This is a genomic window from Psychrobacter sp. DM4 (assembly GCF_051307035.1).
Classification (GTDB): Bacteria; Pseudomonadota; Gammaproteobacteria; order Pseudomonadales; family Moraxellaceae; genus Psychrobacter.
In genome coordinates this window covers 846,258-864,495 of sequence record NZ_CP195536.1, presented here as the reverse complement: position 1 = coordinate 864,495, position 18,238 = coordinate 846,258, and the positions used below count along the sequence as shown (strand labels likewise).

Sequence of the window (18,238 nt, the reverse complement as noted above, 5' to 3'; positions counted from 1 at the left end):
CAAAATTTACTGTCTTTCACATAAAACCCATTCCTAGACTACTAGAAATGGGCTGGATTGCAAACTACTTTTGTCGAGTTTAGTTTCCTAAGTTTAGACAGTAATGTAGACTCCAAGCGTCAGCGATTGACGAATAATATGCTTAAGCGGGTTTGTAGCTATCGCGCAAGCTGACAATTTGATTGAATACAGGTCTGTCCGTGCTGTGCTCCTCGCTGTCTGAGATAAAGTAGCCTTCGCGCTCAAATTGAAAGCGCGTGCCCGCATCCGCTGCAACCAGCGAGGGTTCAACGACCGCGTTTAGTACCGTCAATGAATCAGGATTCAGCACTTGATGTACATCGCTGACGCTACTTGGGTCTTCGACACTAAATAGCGGCTCATAAAGCCGTACTATGGCAGGAATACCTTGGCTTGCCGAGACCCAATGAATCACGCCTTTAACCTTGCGCCCTTCTGGATTTTGACCCAAAGTGGTCGGATCAATGGTAGCTTTTAGCTCAACGACAGTGCCGCTATCATCTGTAATATGCTCAGTGACCGCGAGCACATAGGTATTACGTAAGCGGATTTCAGGCTTTTCGGGTGACAGACGCTTGTAGCCTGCTGGCGGCTCTATTTCATAATCGCCTTTATCAATATAAATCTCTTTGGTAAAAGGAATATCACGCTCGCCCATATCTTCGACATTAGGGTGCTTAGGCTGGGTCAGCCACAAAGTTTGTGCGTCCACGTCCCAGCGGGCATTTACGCTATCGGCTTTTAATGCCTCCCACTGACTCACCGCCGCGCTAAAGTTAGTAATCGTCACTTTTAGCGGTTTTAGTACTGCCATACCGCGCGCTGTCGTGTCATCTAATGACTGACGAATACTAAATTCTAGCAGGCGCATATCGGTGACGCCATCCGCTTTAGATACGCCGACGCGATCACAAAAGTCGCGCAAGCCTTCAGGCGTATAACCGCGGCGACGCATGCCCGCGACCGTTGGCATACGCGGATCATCCCAGCCCTTAACGATACCCTCATCGACGAGTTGCTTGAGTTTACGTTTACTGGTCAAAGTATGATCGACATTTAGACGACTAAACTCGTACTGATGCGGCGGCGTCTCAAAACCAACCTTTGCCACAATCCAATCATAAAACGGACGATGATCTTCAAATTCTAGCGTACATAACGAATGCGTAATGCCCTCTAGCGCATCTGATAACGGATGAGCAAAATCATACATCGGATAGATACACCATTTATCACCCGTCTGATGATGCGCTTGATGCATGACACGATAAAGTATCGGATCACGCATATTCATATTGGCGTCCGACATGTCAATCTTGGCGCGTAGCACCGCTTTACCATCTGCAAACTTACCGTTTTTCATGTCCTCGAATAAAGCTAAATGGTCAGCAACACTTGCATCACGTTGCGGTGATGGTGTACCCGCTTCAGTAAACGAGCCCCGGTTCTCTTTGATTTGTTCAGGCGTTTGCAGATCAACATAAGCATCGCCTTGCTCAATTAGTTGCACCGCCCATTTGTAAAGCTGATCAAAGTAGCTGGATGCATGGAGCGCCTCCCCTGCCCACTCAAAGCCGAGCCATTGCACATCGTTTTTGATATTGTCGATGTAATCTTGCTTCTCAGCGGTCGGGTTAGTGTCGTCATAGCGCAGATGGCAGATGCCATCGAACTCTTTTGCCACGCCAAAGTTAAGACAGATAGATTTGACGTGACCTAAATGCAAGTAGCCATTTGGCTCAGGTGGAAAGCGAGTAACGATTTGCTCGTACTTTTGCGCTTCAACATCGCTGCGAATGATGTTACGAATAAAGTCATTTTTTGGTTCAGCTTTCGTTGAACTGTTGTTAGCGTTGTCACTCATCAATCATTGCTCCTAGGCAATTTAGTCATCTATGCGATGTATTATTGCACTTTATTAAATACAAAATAAAAAGTTGAGTTATTCTATCAGCTTTTGCAAAGCCAGTAACAGCCAGATACATGACATCGGACAAAAAAGCCGTTAGACTAGCCTCTAAACTGGCGTCTGAATTAAGATTGCCTCTTAGAACCATAAGGAAAATCTATGCATGCCATCAAAACATTTGGCTTTGCCAGCTTATTTGCCCCTTTACTTATACTAGGCTGCGCTAGCAGCAATAGCACAACCACTACAGACAATCAGCCCGATCCACTATCCAACGTAAACAATCAGGAGATAACCATGAGCAACATGCCAATAGTAGAATTAGAGACGTCAATGGGTAACATCACTATTGAACTCAATGAAGAAAAAGCCCCAAAAACAGTAGAGAACTTCTTAAACTATGTTGATTCTGGTCATTATGAAGGCACTATCTTTCATCGCGTTATCGACGGCTTTATGATTCAAGGCGGCGGTATGGATGCCCAGATGAATGAGAAAAAGACCAATGCACCTGTTGAAAATGAAGCAGATAATGGTCTAAAAAACGACGCTGGCACTATCGCTATGGCGCGTACCCAAGACCCGCATTCAGCGACGAGCCAATTCTTTGTTAATGTAAAAGACAATGACTTTTTGAACCATAGCGGCAAAAACGCGCAAGGTTGGGGCTATACGGTATTCGGTAAAGTCACAAGCGGTATGGATGTCATCGAAAAAATGCGCGGTGTTCCGACAGGTCGTTTCGGTATGCATGCTGATGTGCCAAAAGAGGCGATCACTATTAACTCTGCCAAAGTCGTTTCTCAGTAATTTTTGCTTGGCTATTTGCGGCGTAGTCGTAAATAGCTGATAGGATAAAAGAGGTTATGATAGATGCAAAGCTTTGATCACTTGATGACTACTCGCCCGCATAATATACGGCAAGTACTGATTAGCGATTTGCATTTATCGTTAGAGGAGCCTGCACTTGTGCAGGCTTTTTTAGCGCTGCTCGATGACTGTCTCGCCTTGCCTCAGATTGAGCGGTTGTATATTTTGGGCGATTGGTTTGAGGTATGGTTAGGGGATGATGTGTATTTATCATTACCTATTGAAGAGCGCGAAACGCACTGGCTAACGCCTTTAATCGCAAAACTGAAGCGACTGCGAGTCAAAGGTTGTGCGATCTTGTTTATGCATGGTAATCGTGACTTTCTACTCGATCGAGGTTTTTTAAATTTATTTGGCGGTGAGCTTATCGATGAGCCTTATCTACTGCAAGTTGGCAAACAAAGCTATCGTTTAGAACATGGCGATGCGCTGTGTAGCGATGATAAAAAGTATCAATGGTTTCGTAAAGTCATGCGTCATCGTTTGACCAAATGGTATCTGCTCAATAAATCACTAGAGAAACGTTTAGCTATCGCTGATAACATTCGCGCTAAGAGTAAACTTAATAATCGCACCAAAGATGCTTTTATCATGGATGTTAATGAGCAGTCCGTGGCTTATGCTGTCAAAAACAACGACGCCCTACTACATGGTCATACACATCGCCCAAATGTTCATCAGACAACTAATAATAAGACGCGTTACGTGTTAGGAGATTGGCGATTGATCGATAAAGATACGCGTAAGCCCAAGGTAAGCGCGGTGATTGGCGCAGTAGTCCACGCGGACAACGATACTGAGTTTGAATTAGTTGAATTTCAGTTTTTGCAGCGATAAGTACGCGATTGACGAACCAAAAAAAGAGTCTGTTTATTCAACAAACCCTTTTTAATAGCATCTTAGCTAGTACTCTATAGTCTTAGTTCATCTTAATCCATCAATTTAAAAAAGTGCTGACGATAATGCTTAAGCTCACGAATAGAGTCGCGAATATCATCTAATGCTAGATGACTACCGCCTTTTTCAAAGTTCTTTAGAATATCGGGACGCCAGCGAAAGCATAGCTCTTTGATTGAAGACACATCTAAGTTGCGATAATGAAAAAACCGTTCCAACTCTGGCATCTGCCGCGCCATAAATCGACGATCTTGGCAAATAGAGTTACCGCACATCGGCGACTTGCCACTATCCACCCATTTGTTCAAAAATTTAATGGTCTCAGCTTCTGCTTCTGCCAGCGTCACGGTGCTACGGCGCACGCGATCAACCAGACCTGACTGACCATGTTGCTTAGTATTCCAGTCATCCATAGCGTTTAGCGCTTGGTCGGAGACTTTGATAGCAAATACAGGCCCTTCAGCCAGTACGTTCAAATCTTCATCCGTCACTACTGTCGCAATTTCTATAATTTCGTCATTTAAAGTATCAAGCCCCGTCATTTCAAGGTCAATCCAGACCAGTCCTTTTTTGCCCTGGTTCTTAATTTTGATCTTATTAGGATGATCGGTTGTGGTCATAAAATGTCCCATGATAAAAGTGGATTCGCTATAGTGCCAGAAAGAAGTGAGCGTTCTGTAATAAGTATGAGGATTATCGACAAATCATCCACACTCAAAACATTACAAAATCAACGCTTAGCACAGTCGTATTAGGCTGTATGTTAGCAAATTTTCACGCTACACTGAGACATATTTTTATCGCAATTAAAACAACACAGGCAGCACTTATGGCATTGATACGGCAGCGCAAACTCACCAAACAGCAAATTCGTCGCATTGATAAACAGCAACTTGCCAGTCAAGACAGCATCAATGATAGCTTGATGGATGGCGTGGTTATGGCACATTTTGGCAAGCAGTTAGAGGTACAAGTCACAAGCTTACCTACTGTCATACCTTTACAACCTGAGTTTGCCCCTGACGATCCTGAGCCGTTTTGGCAGGCATTAGCGCTGGGTGACGTTTGGCGCTGTCATGTGCGTACCAATTTGCCTATGCTCGCAGCAGGCGATCAAGTGCGCTGGACGGCGGACTCCAATACGGGCTTTGGTCGTATCGAGTCCGTTAAACCACGTACCTCGATGATCTCGCGCCCTGATCGTTATCACAAGCTCAAACCCGTCGCCGCTAATATTGATATCTTAGCGATTGTCTTTGCACCGTTACCTGCCGCCGCTCCTACCCTAATTGATCGCTATCTGGTGGTCTGTCACCATGCAGGCGTGCAGCCGCTGTTAGTTTTAAATAAAGCAGATCTATTGCAGGGCGAGTCTACTGTCGATACTCGTGAACTTCTTATGCAGTATGCAGCGCTTGGTTATGAGAGTGTATTGACTTCAGTCGATTGTCCAGAGAACGTATTACAGAAGGGTGATCAGCAAGGACTTAGCGAGCTCAAACGTTACATAAATAACAAGCTAGTGATATTTGCAGGTCAATCTGGTGTTGGTAAGAGCAGTTTGATTAATGCACTGCTGCCAGAGTCCGCGCAAAGCGTCAATATCATCTCAGAGAACTCAAAATTAGGTCAGCACACGACGACGACTAGCCGTTTACTACCCTTTAATCCAGATGATCTAACCCAAGGCGGCATCGTCGATACGCCAGGTATTCGCGAGTATGGTATTTGGCATCTGACTCCTGATGACATTATCTCAGGATTCGTCGAGCTGGCACCGCTATCAGGCTACTGTCAATTTCGCGACTGTCGTCATACCCACAATTCCAAAGGCTGCGCGCTATGGCAAGCGGTCGCTGATGGTGAGGTTCTTCAGCGCCGTGTTGAGAACCTTGTGACCCTCACAGATGAGGCAGATACCAAACCTTATTAGGACGCACGTATTGAGTATTTTTCATACGTTTACTATATAGAGCCTAGTCGGTATAATAGCGCCTTGTTCATTTTTATCAGGCCAGCTGATAGAACACTTATATTTTGGAGGTCTAGTTTGGATCGTGCACTTGAATTTATGGGTAACCACCCGTTCTTATTCGGTATTTTAGCCGTACTTGCTATCTTGTTTTTTACTATTGAGAGTAAGCGCAGCGGCAAAAAAATATCTCCAAACACCCTTGGCATGATGGTCAACTCGCAAAATGCACAGCTCATCGATATTCGCCCTGCCAAAAAATATACGACAGGCTATATTCAAGGCAGTCGTAATATTCCATTCACTCAGCTCAAGGATCGCTTGGATGAGATACAAGCTATCGAAGATCCGGTGATTATTATCTGTGACATCGGTGTGCAAGCAGGCGCGGCGATACAAATGATAGGCAAAGACAACGTCTATCGTTTAGAGGGTGGTATTGGTGGGTGGCAAGGTGCTGGTATGCCTCTAGTAGGACTCAAAGACTCACAGAATAAAAAAACGAAATCTAAGCCAAAATTAAGTAAGTAATAGGTATAGCTCTATATACTCGCGAAGCAGACATCATAGCAATATGGTGTTTTTTTATGCGCCGTTTTATACTTGAGTGATAACAGTAAGATGCTTTAAGCTCTCATAACTTGATTTTGTCAGGCCAAGCCCCATCCTATAGATGAAGATAATTTAAGTTATGATTGTCATTAACTGATTGGCAACCGATAATACGACTGTCTACACTATTCATGTCTATGAGTTGCAGCTTTTGTCTATAAGTTGCGACTTATCATTTTATATCGATAACTATTAAGGAAGAACCATAATGACTGTACCTGTTAAAGTTTATACTACTCCGATTTGTCCGTATTGCACTAACGCCAAACAACTACTAAAATCTAAAGGCGTTAGTTTTGAAGAGATTGGTATGCATGACATGAGCAGTGATGAGCGCCGCGCTTTGATGCAAAAAACCAAAAACTATCGCACAGTACCGCAAATATTTGTCGGTGACACTTTTGTGGGTGGCTTTACTGAGCTTAATCAGCTTAACCAGCAAGGCAAGCTCGATGAGCTACTAGCTGGATAATCTGTTATATTACTTCTTATCTGTTCATTTAGTAGATTTGACGGCATTTTTGTGCCGATTAGAACGACTATATTTTGTCCCATTTTAATAAAGGAATCATCATGGCTGAAGAACAAGCACAACCGCAGTTAGCATTAGAGCGTATCTATATCAAAGATATGTCACTTGAAGTACCAGGCGCGGGCGTCTTTACCAAAGAGTGGAATCCTGAGCTGGATATCAATTTATCAAGTAACGCTGAAAAGCTTGATGACGATCATTATCAAGTTATTTTGACCGTTAGCGTCAATGCAAAAAATGCCGATGAGCCCGCTTTTATCGCTGAAGTTCATCAAGCGGGTATCTTCTTATTAAAGAATATTCCTGAAGATCAAATCGGTCAGATTTTAGGCGCGTATTGCCCTAATGTTCTATTCCCTTATGCTCGTGAAGTCATCAGTGATATCGTGACTCGTGGTAGCTTCCCGCAGTTGTTGCTTGCCCCAGTCAACTTCGATCAAGCTTATGCGCAAAGCCAGCAACAAGGTCAGCAAGCACAAGTAGATGCCCAAGGTAACGCTTAGGTTTTATTGTTAAGTGCTTATCATGCAAAGACCGCCTTCTTTTTGAGTTGGCGGTTTTTTTGTCTTTGAAGTACTAAAAATTAATACAAAAAAGCCCCGACTAGATTAGTCGAGGTCTTTATCTTAAAAGCTAGCTTTGTATTAATACTAGGCCTTTAATGCCGACAAAATTTGCGCTTTGACGTCTTCAATAGGCTGAGTACCATCGAACTTGTCATAGTTAGGCGCATCATCGCCTTCTTTAGCTCTATCTTTGTAAAAACCTACTAGCGTTGAGGTCTGCTCGTGATAAGTGGCTAGACGCTCACGAATCGTCGACTCTTTATCATCTTTACGCTGAATAAGAGGCTCGCCTGTGACATCATCGATGCCCTCAACCTTTGGCGGATTGTGATCGACATGATAGACGCGACCTGATCCTGCATGCTGGCGACGACCTGATAGGCGCTTGACGATCTCATCGTCAGGTACGCTGATCTCAATCACATGATCGATATCGACCTTGGCTTCAGCTAGGGCTTGTGCTTGCGGGATGGTACGCGGGAAACCGTCCAATATACAGCCATTGGTACAATCAGGCTTTGCGATGCGCTCTTTGACCAAATTAATAATGAGGTCGTCCGATACAAGGCCACCTGCGTTCATCACATCTTCAGCTTGTTTGCCAAGCTCGCTACCTTCTTTGATAGCAGCACGGAGCATATCGCCTGTCGATATTTGCGGGATATCATACTCTTTAGAGATGAACTGGGCTTGGGTACCTTTACCGGCGCCTGGTGGACCTAGCAAAATAATACGCATCATGTAACGACTCTCCTTAATAGAGTTTTGGGATAAGGTTTTAAACACATTGTAATTAGGGATTGGTTAATTGCAAGCTCACCTTACCTTGTGGCTTTGCAAAGCTCAAGTATTTTCATGGCTTAGTCATTAATTGCGATGACTTAACTGTTCATATAACGCTATTGCACGCCATTATAGCGCAGGCTAGCTGACGCTGAAGCAACGTCTTTTGTAGTCGTCAAGGTACCTGCTGATTAATCGCGACATTAACCTGATTTTGCTCACTACTAACGACCACAGGATTACCAGACAAATCACCTGATTCTGCGATAGCGTTACCGCTGTGGCTAATGCGCGCCACGACTGCCAATTGGACTTTGTCCGCTCGTGCCTGCGCCAGCGTACGCTCAGGCATCATAGCATCAAGATCACTGAGGCTTATATTTGCCTCTGCTTGCTTGATGACGCTTATAGGCAAGCGCTTGGCGGCGAACGGTGGACCGCCATTGACATCACGAATAGCGACGAATAAAACGTCATCACCCTTAATCAGCGGTAGCAAACTGCTATTGACCGTTACGGTTACATCAATACCTTGAGCGGCTTGCTGTTGCTGCGCGTTCACGTTGGCGCTTAGCTCATCTAAACTTGCCAGCGCTTGCGTATGATCGCCAGGCTTAGCGGCGATGCTACCGCGTAGACGACTGATCCAGCCTTGTGCCGCTTCAAAATTACTGCTTCGCGCTTCACCCATTGCCATGAGCATCTGCGCGCCCTCATGTTGTGGATTCTTGACCAACAGATCTTCTAGCACACGGCGGCTATCCACATTGAGCTGACCTTCATTGGCAAAAAAACTAATCTGCGCATAAGTAGTAGCGATCTCTTCGTTGTCTGGAGACAAGCGATACGCACGCGCCAAGGCTTCTATCGCTGAAGGCGTCGCCTCCAATGATAAAAACAGCTCAGACAAGCGCATCCAGCGATTGGGGTCATCGGCATGACGGTGTACATTAGTCTGCATCGCACTGATTAGCTGATTACCATCCTCAATCGCCCACGCGGGCGGCTGATCGATTCTGCCTGTCAATAGGTCATCAGCCACTTGCCCTACCTTGTCCTCACTTGCCCAAAGCGTAAAGACAGGCGTACGATCGCCAATCAATAGATAGGCTAACGCTGCCAGTACAGGGACCCATATCATTACAATAAGACGGCTTTTGACACCAGGTACCACCATTAGCGTAACTTCACGCTGCGCATCTAATAACTGGCGCTCAAGCTCAAGCTTTTGGTTTTGATAATGCGTGTCATCAATGACGCCGCTATCTTTGTCCATTTGTAGCTCAGCGAGACGCGCGCGGAACACAGCAACGTTGATATCGAGCAGCTGGTTGTCTACCGGTTTATCAGGTCTGCGAGCAGCCTTTAGCCAAGGCATAATGACGATGACTGCCAATATCAAACTAATAAGTAAGCTTAGGGCAATAAATAAGCCAAAAGTAGAAAATGAGGTCATTTTTTATCCTTTATGCTTGTGAGGTCATGGTCTATTGTCGCGTGCGTATCGCTACTTGATAGCAAACGCTCTAACTCCGCTTTTTCTGCTGCGCTTAGAGACTCTGTATAAATGGAAGTAACGCCTGCCTGACCACGAGCAACGATCTGACGGCGGCGACTCTGCCAAAACCAACCGCCAATTAATAAGATGAGTAGTAATGGCGGAAAGAACCATAGTATCCAAGTCGAGGGACGTACAGGCGGCTTGTAACTGATAAAGTCGCCATAGCGCTCTTGCATATAAACGCGAATCTCGCCGTCACTACGACCGTCTTTGACCATATCATAAATTTTTTGTTTTAAGTCTTGAGCAATAGGCGCATCAGATCCCGCCAGATTTTGGTTCTGACATTTAGGGCAGCGCAGCTCTTCGATCAGACCTCGGTACTGCGCTTCTTGTTGCACTGAGTCAAAGTCATAAACATCGATTGCCGCATGGGCAGTTATTCCAAGCAAGCACGCGAGCATTACGCCTGCCAGCCTTATGACTATTCTGCTAATAATAGATTGACTCATAATGGTCTTACTAGAGGTATCGTGAGTGATATGAGTGATCATTGGCAAGCCTCCTCAACCTGAACCGAATCTAGTGTGCTGGCGGCCTCATTGGCTTCATTGAGTACCATAAGACATGGTATAATACGTGCCTGCCAATTGGTCTCATTAATCTCACCAATGATATGCTGGCGAATCACCCCTTCTCCATCGACGATAAAAGTTTCAGGCGCACCCGTTAAGCCCAAATCTAACGCAAATTGACCAGACAAATCTTGCACAGATATTGAGAACGGATCGCCGCGCTGGTTTAGGTAACTCAGCGCATTGCCGATCTCATCTTTATAATTAATACCGACGATATTGACTCCACGCGATTCTAACTCCATCAAAAACGGATGCTCAACGATACAGGTAGGGCACCAAGAGCCCCAAACGTTAATCAAAAAGGGCTGATCTGGCAAATTAGCATTGGTCATCACCCGCGTCGTATCTGACAACAGTGGCAGCTCAAAAGTTGGCACGGGGCGCTGAAGCGCAGTATTGGGTACGATATCTGTCGGCTGACCCAGACGCATATAGAGCATGATAATAAAACCTGCGAATACAATAAGCGGAATCAAGAACCATATTTTGATCTGCTTTTTCTTCATGGTTCTAGTCGTAGGCGTAGTCAATGTATTTTTGTCAGGTGCGCTACTGTCAGGCGTATTGTTATCAAGCTTACGATTAGAAGTACTCATGTTAAGCCTCCTTATTAATTACAGGAGAATCAATCCGTACAGAGGTATCTGTATCTAGCCTTTTCTGAGCTATTTTTTTGGGTTTTTTGAGACGGTAGCGTTTATCCAGCATACTGATAAGTCCACCTAACGCCATAATAATCGCACCCAGCCAGATCCAGCGAATGAGCGGTTTGACGTAAATACGTATCGCCCACTGGTTACTCTCCTCAGAGATAGGCTCGCCCAGCGCTACGTACAAGTCGCGCATAAGATTGGCATCAATAGCGGCCTCAGTCATCGGCATCATACTGATAATATAAGTACGCTTTTCAGGATAAAGTGTAGTGACTTCGCGGCCGTCTTTAGTGACCGCAACTTCAGCTTGCATCCCATCAAAGTTACTCCCTTTGACTTCACGGAAGTCTTTTACCGTAAAATCATAGCCCTGCACGTTGACGCTATCGTTGGGTCCGAGTGCCACATCACGCTCAATACTCAAGGTACTGGTAAAGGCTACCCCGATGACGGCGATAAGCACACCAATATGGGCGGTTTGTTGTCCCCAGTAGCTGAGGCGTAGTTGGCGTAGACCCTTAACGAAGCTCGGTGCGTTCTTAGTTTTATCTTTAAAATCAACCACCATCCACAAGAGCACCCAAAAGCTTACTGCTAGTGTGACGCCAATGTTGAGCATGGCTGATGGACTGGTAAAGTAAGTAATAATCGCCGCCAATACCAGACTGCTAGCCGCTATGACCATACCCACGCCTAACAGCGGACGCTTGTCCTGCTTCCAGCGGATATTGGATCCCATACCCATAGCAATCAGCAATAACCACGTCAAGGGTACAAATAGTGCATTAAAATAAGGAGGGCCTACTGAGACTTGACCTAAATTAAAGGCATCCGCGATAATAGGATACAGCGTACCCAGTAACACGACCAAAGTTGCAATCAATATAATGACATTATTGATGACCAAGAATGATTCCCGCGAAACTAGCTGATACTGACTCTCGACTGTCAAACGCCAGCCGCGCACAGCAAACATCAGTAGCCCGCTACCGACAATAATACCCAAGATAATGAGAATAACGAGACCGCGCGTAGGATCGGCGGCGAATGAATGCACAGAGGTAATCACCCCTGAGCGCACAAGAAAAGTACCAAGCAAACTCAGTGCAAAAGCAAAGATCGCGAGCATGATCGTCCATGCCTTAAAAACACCGCGCTTTTCGGTGACTGCTAGCGAATGGATAAGCGCAAGACCAGCAAGCCACGGCAGTAATGAGGCGTTCTCAACTGGATCCCAAAACCACCAGCCGCCCCAACCAAGCTCGTAATAGGCCCACCATGAGCCAAGTCCAATACCAACAGTCAAAAACCCCCAAGCCGCAAGCGCCCATGGACGAGACCAACGCGTCCATACCGCATCCAAACGCCCCTCCCACAGTGCTGCCATACAAAAGGCAAATGGTACAACCATACCCACATAGCCCATGTACAGCATAGGCGGATGAATAATCAGACCAAAATCTTGCAACACTGGGTTTAGATCTGCCCCATCTACCGGTATATTGGGCAAAGTACGATCAAACGGTGATGAGGTAAAGATCATCATCGCCAGCATCATCATCTGCACGCCCGCCAAAATAATCAGTACGCGCGCGCGCATCGACAAGGGCAGACCGCGACTAAAATAGGACACTAACGCGCACCAAGTCGCCATAATAGTCATCCACAGCAGTAGCGAGCCTTCATGACCGCCCCATGTCGCAGATAACTTATAGTACCAAGGCAATAGAGTATTGGAGTGCTGCGTCACATAAACGAGGCTAAAATCGTTGTAATAAAACCCTGCCATCAAAGCGGCAAACGAGGTAATCATTGCGCCAAACTGTGCCCATGCTAGACTTGGCGCTAGACGCTGCCACGCAACGATATTGCGCATAACACCAATAGTTGGTAGTACGACTTGCAAAATAGCCAGCATAAAAGCAACCAGCAGAGCAAAATAACCCAATTCTGTGATTAACATACGTCTCTAACCTTTTTACCCTAAGGGCGGTTTACATAATCTGAGAGTGTTAATAAATAACACTCAAAAGGCTCATTGTTGGCAACAAGCATTACATTGAGGGAAAAAACACCAAAACAAGATGTAGCCAACCCGCTACAAATCCCGTCAGACCTCCTAATACAATTAGCGTAGTCTCATCTTCTTGGAATGCAGGACGCAGTAAGTTCTGAAATTCATTCGGTGATAGCTCTCGAATACGGTCACGAAACAGACCGAATATCTTACTGGCTCGGCTCTCATTGAGTTCAGGATCACGTAGTGGCACCATCGTTGCGGTAATGGATTTATCAATAATCGTATTCTTTAGCTGTCCGAAATCACGGCGACCAAGGCTCACACGTAATGTAGTGCTGACCACAGGCGACTCCAAGATCTGATACAGGTGCGACTTCATCAGCTCGCGCGTTTGCGCCGCACGTGCGCCATACATCATCTCATTCATAATATTTTCAAGCGTCACCAGATCACTAACGACAATCTCAGCGAACACTTCTGACACTTCTTCTTGACGCTTCATAAAGCCGCCCTGAAAGCGGAACTGAGCGATATGCGGTATACGTGGTTTGATAAAGGGAAAACCCTTTGTGCGCTCAAACACCTTGATATAGGGTATAAAATGCGGCTCAACGGGGTTAAACACCATCCAAATTGCAATCCAATTGGTCAAAAATCCCCATATTGCGGCAAAGAAAGGTACGGTCCAATGCTGCGGCACGACCAAAAAGATAAACATCTGAATCACACCGAAGATCAGTCCAATCAAAGCACTAATATGCCAGATAAAATCGATCTCTTTTTGACCAACCCTTAAGAACATATTGACCATCAAACGCCGATCACTTTCCATCTTGTTGACGATCATCTGACGCATATCGACCAAGTCTTCGACATGATAAGTCAGATCAGTTACCAAAGATTGCATGATCTCGGGCAGCTCTTTGTGTGCTTGGCTATAGATGCGGCGCTTGAGTGCATAAGGCAAGTTGCCCCAGAGCCCAGGTGAGTGCTCAAGCATGATCTCATCGATTAGCGTCTCTAAGTGCTCATCGACAGTCTCAGTGATAAACACCGCCATCTGCTCAGGCTCCATCGCCTGAAAAAACTCGTCGAGAGAACCAAGTTTTGAGAGCGTCTGATCAACGATAACACCAGATATTTTACCCGCCTTTCGCGGAACAATGCCCTGCCAGCCAATACCCGGTAATCCAAAAAATGGAAAATTAGGAATCCTAATACCCCGAAACTTGATGGGATAAAACAGCATCTTTAGTGCCATCCACACATGTATCCATGTGACAAATGCGGTCACAGGCGGAATAGTCAGCATGGCAAAAAACTGGGGATGCTCGACGATCGTCTGCCATAATGAAATTGCGACCATAAGTCTTTGTGTCCCTAGCGTCACCAATATCAAGGTGAATGGTTTTAGCTTATTATGGTCAAGTCCGAGAAGTGGTCTATAACCAGCAAATGATGATAAACAAATGGCCTGATTTTAGCATACTTGCTATTTATTAGCACTGATAGCGCAGGTCTTAGTTGTGACTAAAGGTGACACACTTTGCGCGACGCAGACGATTGTAATCGACCTGTGATGCCCCATAACTTGCGGGTCAAAACAAGTCAAAAACAAAATCGTGAGCAATGATGTCAACTCTGCTTTTACAGTGGGGTTCTGTTATAATCTTTCGGTGTTTATTAACATTTACTCGACTGCTCGCTGATGAGCCACCCTTATGCTATGCTTTTGAATCTATTGCTAATATTATCAAAGTTTTTCATAATCTCTGTCTTTTTTAGTTTCTCCTAATTACGCTTGCTTGTCTTGATTATTAAGTACTCATTTTCTATGAATAAAATGCTCTCACCTGATACTGAACAAATTAACCGTATTTTTATGCGGCGCATACTTATTTTTGGTTTGCTTATTTTTGTGGGTTTGAGTGGTTTATTACTGCGTTACGGTTACTTGCAAGTGTACGCCCATGATCAGTACATGACCCAAGCAGATAATAACCGTATTAAATTAATATCAGCGCCGCCAAGCCGAGGTTATATTTACGATCGCAATGGTATTTTGCTAGCAGATAACAAGCCTGTATTTACCGCGATGCTAAGCCCTGATGAGGTCACAAACCCAGAACGCACCTTAACCTTGCTTGCGCCTATTTTTGATCTGACTGATGTCGATATCACAGATATATTGGCGCGGCTTAGCAAAAACAAAAACGATCCTGTCACGATCAAAATTGACTTAACAGAGGCGCAATTGGCGCAGTTTAGTGAGCGAAAACCCTTTTTTCGCGGTGTAACTATCCAAAGCAGATTGACCCGCACTTATCCCTATGACGAATTGTTTGCTCATGTGATCGGTTATGTGGGGCGTATCAACGACAAAGAAAGCAAACGGATTGATAAAGAGCGCTATGCTGGTACTGATCTAATTGGCAAGATCGGTATAGAGGATCATTACGAGAATATTTTGCTCGGTCAGCCCGGCTATCAGTCGGTTGAAACTGATGCTCACGGCGATGTTTTGCGTCAGCTTGAATTCAAGCCGCCCGTTGCAGGTAACGATATTACCTTGAGCTTAGATTATGGCTTGCAAACTATCGCTCAGCAGCAGCTTGACGGACGACGCGGCGCTATCGTCGCGATAGATCCGAGTAACGGCGATGTATTGGCTTTTGTGAGCAATCCAAGCTATGACCCAAACCCCTTTATCTCAGGTATCTCCTTTGCTGACTACGGGGCGCTACGTGATGATATCGACCAGCCCTTATATAACCGCGCTTTGCAAGGGATGTATCCGCCAGCGTCAACGATAAAACCCTTTGAAGGACTTGGCGGTATTCATTACGGTTTACGTGATTGGAGCACCACCATCTATGACCCTGGCTATTTTAGCTTACCTGGAGACTCGCATCGATTTCGTGACTGGAAGCGCGGCGGTCATGGCACTGTTGATCTAAAAAAATCCATTATGATGTCGGTTGATACGTACTATTATAAGTTAGCTTATGAGATGGGTATTCAGCGCCTGCACGATTGGATGAGCCGCTTTGGGTTTGGTAAAAAGACAGGTATCGATCTGCCTCACGAAAAATCTGGCATTATGCCCTCACCAAAGTGGAAGCAAGAGACCTATGGCAAAAACTGGCTCCCTGGTGAGACCATTTCGGTCAGTATTGGTCAAGGATACTTTTTGGCAACACCCTTACAAGTGGCGACTGCGACGGCTATTACTGCGAGCAAAGGCTATCATATTACCCCGCACTTATTAAAGCGTAGTGACGGCGCCGCTAGCGTTAAGGTTATCGAAAAGCCAGATGGCAAGATTGATTATAATGGCAAACCTTCTGACTGGCTCTTGATGCACAATGCCATGGAAGATACTGTACAAAAAGGCACGGCTCGTGGCATCTTTACCAAAAACTATCGTATTGCAGGCAAAACGGGTACCGCGCAGGTCAAGTCTATTGCGCAGGGCAAAAGCTATGACAAGTCTACATTGGACAAACGCCACTGGGATCACGCTTGGTTTACAGGATTTGCCCCCGTAGAAGAGCCCTCCATCGCACTATCAGTGCTAGTCGAAAACGGCGGCGGCGGTAGTACAGTAGCAGCTCCCATTGGCCGTGCCCTATTTGATTACTGGGTTATGGAGCGCAAGAAAAATCCTATTTTGCCGCCAACTGCTGATGAATTAAAAGTAATCAAACATCAAAAAGCGATAGAAAAAGCGGCGCGTGACTTACTACGACAACAAGAAGCTGAGCTAACCGCATTACTAGAAGCGCAAGCAATTGAGGTCTCAGCAGGCGTTGTCGACTAAATGACTATAGTTAAATGACTTTAAAGACTGAGCGGTTCTTAGAATTAATAGTTTTTGGAATTAATAGTTTTTAAGGCTAATAGGTTTTAGGGCTATATCGTCTTAAGATGATACGATTTCACAGTCAGTATTTAGGATTTTTATGGCAAAAACATCAACAACATACAAACGCGACGTTTCTACCAAAAGTAAGCCGAATAGTAGCAAGAACTCCGCTCCCAATAGTGTCCGTATCATCGGTGGACAGTTTAAGCGCCGTAGTATCGGGTTTATTGATAGCAAAGGCTTGCGTCCAACGCCTGATAGGCTACGTGAGACCTTGTTTAATTGGTTACTCGCTGATATTCATGGTGCACGCGTCTTAGACAGCTGCGCTGGCAGCGGGGTATTGGGGTTTGAGGCGCTATCACGCGGCGGCGCTCATTGCACCTTTATCGAGACCAGTCGCGAGCAAAGCCAAATACTTACTCAAAGCGCAAAACAGCTAGGCGTCTCTATTGATAATTACCAAATATTTCAAGGCGCCGCTGAGCAAGTCTTACTGAATTTGCCAAACTCGCCTTTTGATATTGTGTTTATCGATCCACCTTATGCAGATGATTTATGGCAACCTATCTTAAGCGCTTTAATAACTAAATCTTTAATCACTGAAAAGACTTTGATTTATTTGGAAGCCGATAAAGACTTGCAACCGCAGCTTGAGGCGTTGGCAGTAAATTTAAGTCATAACTTGCCCAACCACAAAATAAAAGGTTTTGATCGCCTTAAACAGGCCAAGGTCGGACAAGTTGTCGCTGGACTTTATCAGCTGTCAGCGTCATAATCTCCTAATCTTCACTTTTTCTGCTAAATGACTCACATTTAAGTCAAATGTTAGCGTTAAAACGGATATGCGCAAAAATAAACCCCAATGCGGCTTGCAAGCTGCTACGCTACTGCTTATAATGTGCAGTCTGTTTTTTGAGAGCCCCGTTCCCAGCTAAACTCTCAACGAATTCTAATTTAAGGTTTTATCATGAAAACACTTAGTGCAAAACCAGCTGACGTGACCCATGACTGGTTTGTTGTCGATGCTGACGGCAAGACCCTTGGTCGCTTAGCAACGCAAATTGCTACTCGCTTACGCGGCAAGCATAAGCCCTCTTTTACCCCGCATGTTGATACTGGTGACTTCATTGTCGTCATCAACGCTGATAAGATCACGGTAACGGGCAAAAAAGCACAAGACAAAAAGTACTATCGTCATAGTGGCTACCCAGGCGGTATTAAAGAAACCAACTTCAATAAGTTGCTTGCACATAAGCCTGAAGATGTTCTACATAAAGCAGTTAAGGGTATGCTTCCAAAGGGTCCTCTTGGTTATGCGATGATCAAAAAGCTAAAACTTTATGCAGGTACTGAGCATCCACACGAAGCCCAGCAACCTAAAGAACTAGACATCTAA

Annotated in this window: 17 protein-coding genes; 9 read left to right on the top strand and 8 right to left on the bottom strand. The window is 45.2% G+C overall.

Going from position 1 to position 18,238, the window contains the following annotated elements; all coding sequences use genetic code 11:
- Positions 1-142: 142 nt before the first annotated feature.
- A complete protein-coding gene (locus ACR64G_RS03860) occupies positions 143-1,885 on the bottom strand; it encodes a glutamine--tRNA ligase/YqeY domain fusion protein (protein ID WP_435980209.1) in 1,743 nt (580 codons plus the stop codon).
- Between the two features lie 342 nt (positions 1,886-2,227).
- Between ACR64G_RS03860 and ACR64G_RS03855 the strand changes: the two genes are divergently transcribed.
- Both ACR64G_RS03855 and ACR64G_RS03850 read left to right on the top strand, forming a co-directional pair.
- The gene (locus ACR64G_RS03855) at positions 2,228-2,740 is read left to right on the top strand and encodes a peptidylprolyl isomerase (RefSeq protein ID WP_435980635.1); all 513 of its coding nucleotides are present in this window, start codon (positions 2,228-2,230) and stop codon (positions 2,738-2,740) included.
- 63 nt (positions 2,741-2,803) lie between these two features.
- Positions 2,804-3,637 carry a UDP-2,3-diacylglucosamine diphosphatase gene (locus tag ACR64G_RS03850; RefSeq protein ID WP_435980208.1) on the top strand — a complete coding sequence of 278 codons (834 nt, stop codon included), beginning with the start codon at positions 2,804-2,806 and terminating at the stop codon, positions 3,635-3,637.
- Positions 3,638-3,729: 92 nt separating this feature from the next.
- Here ACR64G_RS03850 and orn read toward each other — a convergent pair whose 3' ends face one another.
- Positions 3,730-4,317 carry an oligoribonuclease gene (gene orn, locus ACR64G_RS03845; protein WP_435980207.1) on the bottom strand — a complete coding sequence of 196 codons (588 nt, stop codon included), beginning with the start codon at positions 4,315-4,317 and terminating at the stop codon, positions 3,730-3,732.
- Between the two features lie 209 nt (positions 4,318-4,526).
- On the opposite strand from orn, the gene rsgA reads away from it, so the two are divergent.
- From rsgA to secB, 4 genes are all read left to right on the top strand, one after another.
- On the top strand, positions 4,527-5,630 hold the full coding sequence (gene rsgA, locus ACR64G_RS03840; protein WP_435980206.1) for a ribosome small subunit-dependent GTPase A: 1,104 nt from the start codon (positions 4,527-4,529) through the stop codon (positions 5,628-5,630).
- A 117-nt stretch (positions 5,631-5,747) separates the two neighbouring features.
- Complete coding sequence (locus ACR64G_RS03835; RefSeq protein WP_435980205.1) at positions 5,748-6,200, top strand: rhodanese-like domain-containing protein; 453 nt, start codon at positions 5,748-5,750, stop codon at positions 6,198-6,200.
- A gap of 289 nt (positions 6,201-6,489) precedes the next feature.
- Positions 6,490-6,753 (top strand): glutaredoxin 3, encoded by a 264-nt coding sequence (grxC, locus tag ACR64G_RS03830; protein WP_435980204.1) that lies wholly within the window; start codon positions 6,490-6,492, stop codon positions 6,751-6,753.
- Between the two features lie 98 nt (positions 6,754-6,851).
- Positions 6,852-7,316 (top strand): protein-export chaperone SecB, encoded by a 465-nt coding sequence (secB, locus tag ACR64G_RS03825; RefSeq protein ID WP_435980634.1) that lies wholly within the window; start codon positions 6,852-6,854, stop codon positions 7,314-7,316.
- Positions 7,317-7,463: 147 nt separating this feature from the next.
- Here the strand turns inward: secB and adk are convergent, their stop codons facing one another.
- The 6 genes from adk to ACR64G_RS03795 all read right to left on the bottom strand — a co-directional run bounded on the left by adk (position 7,464) and on the right by ACR64G_RS03795 (position 14,340).
- Positions 7,464-8,120, bottom strand: a complete 657-nt coding sequence (adk, locus tag ACR64G_RS03820) for an adenylate kinase (protein WP_435980203.1) — start codon at positions 8,118-8,120, stop codon at positions 7,464-7,466.
- Positions 8,121-8,337: 217 nt separating this feature from the next.
- Positions 8,338-9,618 carry a c-type cytochrome biogenesis protein CcmI gene (gene ccmI / locus ACR64G_RS03815; protein WP_435980202.1) on the bottom strand — a complete coding sequence of 427 codons (1,281 nt, stop codon included), beginning with the start codon at positions 9,616-9,618 and terminating at the stop codon, positions 8,338-8,340.
- A complete protein-coding gene (locus tag ACR64G_RS03810; protein WP_435980633.1) occupies positions 9,615-10,127 on the bottom strand; it encodes a cytochrome c-type biogenesis protein in 513 nt (170 codons plus the stop codon). Before ACR64G_RS03810 ends, ccmI begins: the two co-directional genes overlap by 4 nt.
- 86 nt (positions 10,128-10,213) lie before the next feature.
- On the bottom strand, positions 10,214-10,807 hold the full coding sequence (locus ACR64G_RS03805) for a DsbE family thiol:disulfide interchange protein (RefSeq protein WP_435980632.1): 594 nt from the start codon (positions 10,805-10,807) through the stop codon (positions 10,214-10,216).
- A gap of 91 nt (positions 10,808-10,898) precedes the next feature.
- Positions 10,899-12,917, bottom strand: a complete 2,019-nt coding sequence (locus ACR64G_RS03800) for a heme lyase CcmF/NrfE family subunit (RefSeq protein ID WP_435980201.1) — start codon at positions 12,915-12,917, stop codon at positions 10,899-10,901.
- Between the two features lie 91 nt (positions 12,918-13,008).
- The gene (locus tag ACR64G_RS03795) at positions 13,009-14,340 is read right to left on the bottom strand and encodes a DUF445 domain-containing protein (protein ID WP_435980200.1); all 1,332 of its coding nucleotides are present in this window, start codon (positions 14,338-14,340) and stop codon (positions 13,009-13,011) included.
- A 468-nt stretch (positions 14,341-14,808) separates the two neighbouring features.
- Here ACR64G_RS03795 and mrdA point away from each other — a divergent pair, with 468 nt between their 5' ends.
- The 3 genes from mrdA to rplM all read left to right on the top strand — a co-directional run bounded on the left by mrdA (position 14,809) and on the right by rplM (position 18,238).
- Positions 14,809-16,794: a penicillin-binding protein 2 gene (gene mrdA / locus ACR64G_RS03790; protein ID WP_435980199.1), complete on the top strand. Its 1,986-nt coding sequence runs from the start codon at positions 14,809-14,811 to the stop codon at positions 16,792-16,794.
- 142 nt (positions 16,795-16,936) lie between these two features.
- Positions 16,937-17,617 carry a 16S rRNA (guanine(966)-N(2))-methyltransferase RsmD gene (gene rsmD, locus ACR64G_RS03785; protein WP_435980198.1) on the top strand — a complete coding sequence of 227 codons (681 nt, stop codon included), beginning with the start codon at positions 16,937-16,939 and terminating at the stop codon, positions 17,615-17,617.
- Positions 17,618-17,809: 192 nt separating this feature from the next.
- A complete protein-coding gene (gene rplM / locus ACR64G_RS03780; RefSeq protein WP_435980197.1) occupies positions 17,810-18,238 on the top strand; it encodes a 50S ribosomal protein L13 in 429 nt (142 codons plus the stop codon).

Excerpts from the sequence above, each read along its gene's own strand:
- ACR64G_RS03860 (WP_435980209.1), bottom strand. The coding sequence starts at position 1,885 with ATGAGTGACAACGCTAACAACAGTTCAACGAAAGCTGAACCAAAAAAT.
- ACR64G_RS03855 (WP_435980635.1), top strand. The coding sequence starts at position 2,228 with ATGAGCAACATGCCAATAGTAGAATTAGAGACGTCAATGGGTAACATC.
- ACR64G_RS03850 (WP_435980208.1), top strand. The coding sequence starts at position 2,804 with ATGCAAAGCTTTGATCACTTGATGACTACTCGCCCGCATAATATACGG.
- orn (WP_435980207.1), bottom strand. The coding sequence starts at position 4,317 with ATGACCACAACCGATCATCCTAATAAGATCAAAATTAAGAACCAGGGC.
- rsgA (WP_435980206.1), top strand. The coding sequence starts at position 4,527 with ATGGCATTGATACGGCAGCGCAAACTCACCAAACAGCAAATTCGTCGC.
- grxC (WP_435980204.1), top strand. The coding sequence starts at position 6,490 with ATGACTGTACCTGTTAAAGTTTATACTACTCCGATTTGTCCGTATTGC.
- adk (WP_435980203.1), bottom strand. The coding sequence starts at position 8,120 with ATGATGCGTATTATTTTGCTAGGTCCACCAGGCGCCGGTAAAGGTACC.
- ccmI (WP_435980202.1), bottom strand. The coding sequence starts at position 9,618 with ATGACCTCATTTTCTACTTTTGGCTTATTTATTGCCCTAAGCTTACTT.
- ACR64G_RS03810 (WP_435980633.1), bottom strand. The coding sequence starts at position 10,127 with ATGCTCGCGTGCTTGCTTGGAATAACTGCCCATGCGGCAATCGATGTT.
- ACR64G_RS03805 (WP_435980632.1), bottom strand. The coding sequence starts at position 10,807 with ATGAAGAAAAAGCAGATCAAAATATGGTTCTTGATTCCGCTTATTGTA.
- ACR64G_RS03800 (WP_435980201.1), bottom strand. The coding sequence starts at position 12,917 with ATGTTAATCACAGAATTGGGTTATTTTGCTCTGCTGGTTGCTTTTATG.
- ACR64G_RS03795 (WP_435980200.1), bottom strand. The coding sequence starts at position 14,340 with ATGGTCGCAATTTCATTATGGCAGACGATCGTCGAGCATCCCCAGTTT.
- mrdA (WP_435980199.1), top strand. The coding sequence starts at position 14,809 with ATGAATAAAATGCTCTCACCTGATACTGAACAAATTAACCGTATTTTT.
- rsmD (WP_435980198.1), top strand. The coding sequence starts at position 16,937 with ATGGCAAAAACATCAACAACATACAAACGCGACGTTTCTACCAAAAGT.
- rplM (WP_435980197.1), top strand. The coding sequence starts at position 17,810 with ATGAAAACACTTAGTGCAAAACCAGCTGACGTGACCCATGACTGGTTT.